7 protein-coding genes are annotated in these 2209 nt (G+C 38.4%); all 7 read right to left on the minus strand.

Annotated features, from left to right (window positions below; translation table 11 throughout):
• Positions 1–77 precede the first annotated feature (77 nt).
• Positions 78–257 (minus strand): hypothetical protein, encoded by a 180-nt coding sequence (locus tag AB1349_13850; protein ID MEW6558409.1) that lies wholly within the window; start codon positions 255–257, stop codon positions 78–80.
• Positions 241–438 carry a hypothetical protein gene (locus AB1349_13855; protein ID MEW6558410.1) on the minus strand — a complete coding sequence of 66 codons (198 nt, stop codon included), beginning with the start codon at positions 436–438 and terminating at the stop codon, positions 241–243. Before AB1349_13855 ends, AB1349_13850 begins: the two co-directional genes overlap by 17 nt.
• Before the next feature lie 27 nt (positions 439–465).
• Entirely contained in the window at positions 466–612 is a 147-nt protein-coding gene (locus AB1349_13860) for a hypothetical protein (protein ID MEW6558411.1), read from the minus strand.
• 77 nt (positions 613–689) lie between these two features.
• Positions 690–878, minus strand: a complete 189-nt coding sequence (locus AB1349_13865; protein ID MEW6558412.1) for a hypothetical protein — start codon at positions 876–878, stop codon at positions 690–692.
• Complete coding sequence (locus tag AB1349_13870) at positions 875–1267, minus strand: WGR domain-containing protein (GenBank protein ID MEW6558413.1); 393 nt, start codon at positions 1265–1267, stop codon at positions 875–877. Before AB1349_13870 ends, AB1349_13865 begins: the two co-directional genes overlap by 4 nt.
• Entirely contained in the window at positions 1240–1602 is a 363-nt protein-coding gene (locus tag AB1349_13875; GenBank protein ID MEW6558414.1) for a hypothetical protein, read from the minus strand. Before AB1349_13875 ends, AB1349_13870 begins: the two co-directional genes overlap by 28 nt.
• Positions 1589–1762, minus strand: a complete 174-nt coding sequence (locus AB1349_13880; protein MEW6558415.1) for a hypothetical protein — start codon at positions 1760–1762, stop codon at positions 1589–1591. The genes AB1349_13875 and AB1349_13880 overlap by 14 nt, the downstream gene beginning before the upstream one ends.
• Positions 1763–2209 lie beyond the last annotated feature (447 nt).

A 2209-nucleotide genomic window follows, 5' to 3' on the forward strand; every position in this document is an offset into this window, starting at 1 on the left:
CGATATTTTTCTTTCCCATATCCGTTGTTTCCTTAAATATTATTTTACATTTTTACAGCAAAAAGTCAAACAAAAAACTACCTCCACAAATCCTCTGAAATATATCGTCTCAAACCGAATACAAATTCTCGCCTTACTTTTGGTATCAGCAAATACTTCAAATCAAAAGCGAAAAACAAGTTGAAAATTGCAGAGTGCTTGGCTTTGTATTTTGCTTTTGCTAACAACATATAAAAAAAGTTATACAGTTTTTTCATCGTGCCTTGCTCCCATCGGTTCACCTACCCAGCCCCAGAACTCGTTCCTTGCTAACCATACCTTATTTTTGTCAATCACCTGGAGCGAATTGATGTAGTCAATGAGTTTTTGTTTATCATCAGACATTTTGATTATTCTATTATGTTTCCACACAGCGTATTTTTTAATAAGTGTTCTCATATTGATACAAGGATACCAAGCAGTAAATTACGACCCCCGATAGAGACATTCGGGGACAGGCATTTCTAAAAGTGCAGTAATCACCGCACTTGCTTCTTTGATGTTTAACCTCTGCTGTATTAAATCGCTTACATCTTGCTCGTTTTTCTGTGCAAGGTATTTTATGTAGTTCATCTGTCTTTCTGTTGCGGAAGGTATTGTGCCGTGAGGCTTAAAAAACCGCCTTTTGTAAAGAGGCTTGACCGATTCCGTCATATTGATACCCACTTTCCATCAATAAATGCCTTTGCGTTACATCCTATTACTCCCTTGAAACTTCCGTGCTGGTAATTATCAACATCTATGATATTAGCGTCAGGTTCATACTCGTAAGAATAATTATGTGTATTTAAGAAATTAAGAAACCTTTCCGTCGGCTCATATACAATTAAATTTATCATAACCCCGCCCTCCGAATAGCGTCAACATCATTTTGAGTTAATTTTGTTCCGCCTGTCAAAAGCGGATTGTTCAGCCCCGCCTCTATTTCTCTGCATCGCTCTTTATAGTGCTCGTCGGTCTCTTGATTATATGGAATATCGGCAACAGGGATAAAATGGATTTCTTTATATCCGTGAGCCAGTCGGGTTTTTGCGATTTTATTAAAATAAGTCAATGCCGAATTAAAATCCGTGCCAAAAAATTTGTCCTGCGTGATAAAGGTTTTGCCTTTTCTACCATACCCGCAAAACACATAAAAAATTCCTGTATCAGTTCTTTTCAGATGGACATTGTAAAACTTATTTTTATTTTCCGACGGTATTACACATTCAAAATATCTGCCGAACATTTTACCCCCTCACTTATACAAGGATTTTTCTTTTGATTTTGCGACAACTCCGCAGAGTATTTTTTCAGTGCGGATTTATAGACACAATAAGCAACCCTGATAACAACTTCCTCTACTTTCAATTTTAAGTCTCGCTCGGTTCTTACTGGACTTTTTCTTATCCTGTCAAGTTCGTCTACTGGTGAGTTCAATTTTACCAAATCAAAAAACAAACTATCGTCCACATCGGTGTCTGGTTGCTCGTAGCCACAGACGGGGCATATTCCAAGTTGCTGACTTAATGTTCCTACACCAGTTAAACTTACTTCATTCCCACAATTTTTACACTCTAACATTTTCGCCCCCTTGATAGTTTAAGCCAAGCAACTCGTAAGCAAGTTTCGGCTCGTTATTTTTTAGTGCGTCAATGACTTTGCTTACAATTTCTGATGGTGCTGTCATCATTTCGTAAAGTCCAAGTCCGTTTTTATCACCGCCCCACTTTGACTTTTCCATCGCCCTTCCCTCCTGATAGTGCAAGGTTTTCAGACGGTAAATTGCGACAGGTAAGAAGAAAGATGCAAGATGTAAGATGCAAGATGCAGGATTCTGGCTTCTGACTTCTTGCTTCTTGCTTCTTGCTTTTTGTTTCTTGTTTTAATAGAAAGCCCATCACGGCGTTTGAGTGATAAACACCTTATGTAAAATCTCGTCTATAAAAAACTGACTGAGCAGAAAAAATCTCGCCCGATGAAAAACTTCGTATTGTTCCATTAAACATAGGCCGTTGGCTTTGCTGTTAAATGAATGCTGTTGTCTTTTCACCACTTGCCGTCAGCGGATTTCACAAGTCCTTACGGATATTGGCAATTTATGGGATATTCACAAGGTCTATTTATCATCGGCGGGACATAAATGGGACAAAACGGTATCATCGTTTTGACCGAATTTATGACCGAGCCG

The sequence above is a fragment of the Elusimicrobiota bacterium genome (assembly GCA_040757695.1).
GTDB lineage: Bacteria > Elusimicrobiota > UBA8919 > UBA8919 > UBA8919 > JBFLWK01.

Coding starts and splice junctions, on each gene's coding strand:
- AB1349_13870 (MEW6558413.1), bottom strand. CDS start 1,267: ATGTTCGGCAGATATTTTGAATGTGTAATACCGTCGGAAAATAAAAAT.
- AB1349_13875 (MEW6558414.1), bottom strand. CDS start 1,602: ATGTTAGAGTGTAAAAATTGTGGGAATGAAGTAAGTTTAACTGGTGTA.
- AB1349_13855 (MEW6558410.1), bottom strand. CDS start 438: ATGAGAACACTTATTAAAAAATACGCTGTGTGGAAACATAATAGAATA.
- AB1349_13860 (MEW6558411.1), bottom strand. CDS start 612: ATGAACTACATAAAATACCTTGCACAGAAAAACGAGCAAGATGTAAGC.
- AB1349_13865 (MEW6558412.1), bottom strand. CDS start 878: ATGATAAATTTAATTGTATATGAGCCGACGGAAAGGTTTCTTAATTTC.
- AB1349_13880 (MEW6558415.1), bottom strand. CDS start 1,762: ATGGAAAAGTCAAAGTGGGGCGGTGATAAAAACGGACTTGGACTTTAC.
- AB1349_13850 (MEW6558409.1), bottom strand. CDS start 257: ATGAAAAAACTGTATAACTTTTTTTATATGTTGTTAGCAAAAGCAAAA.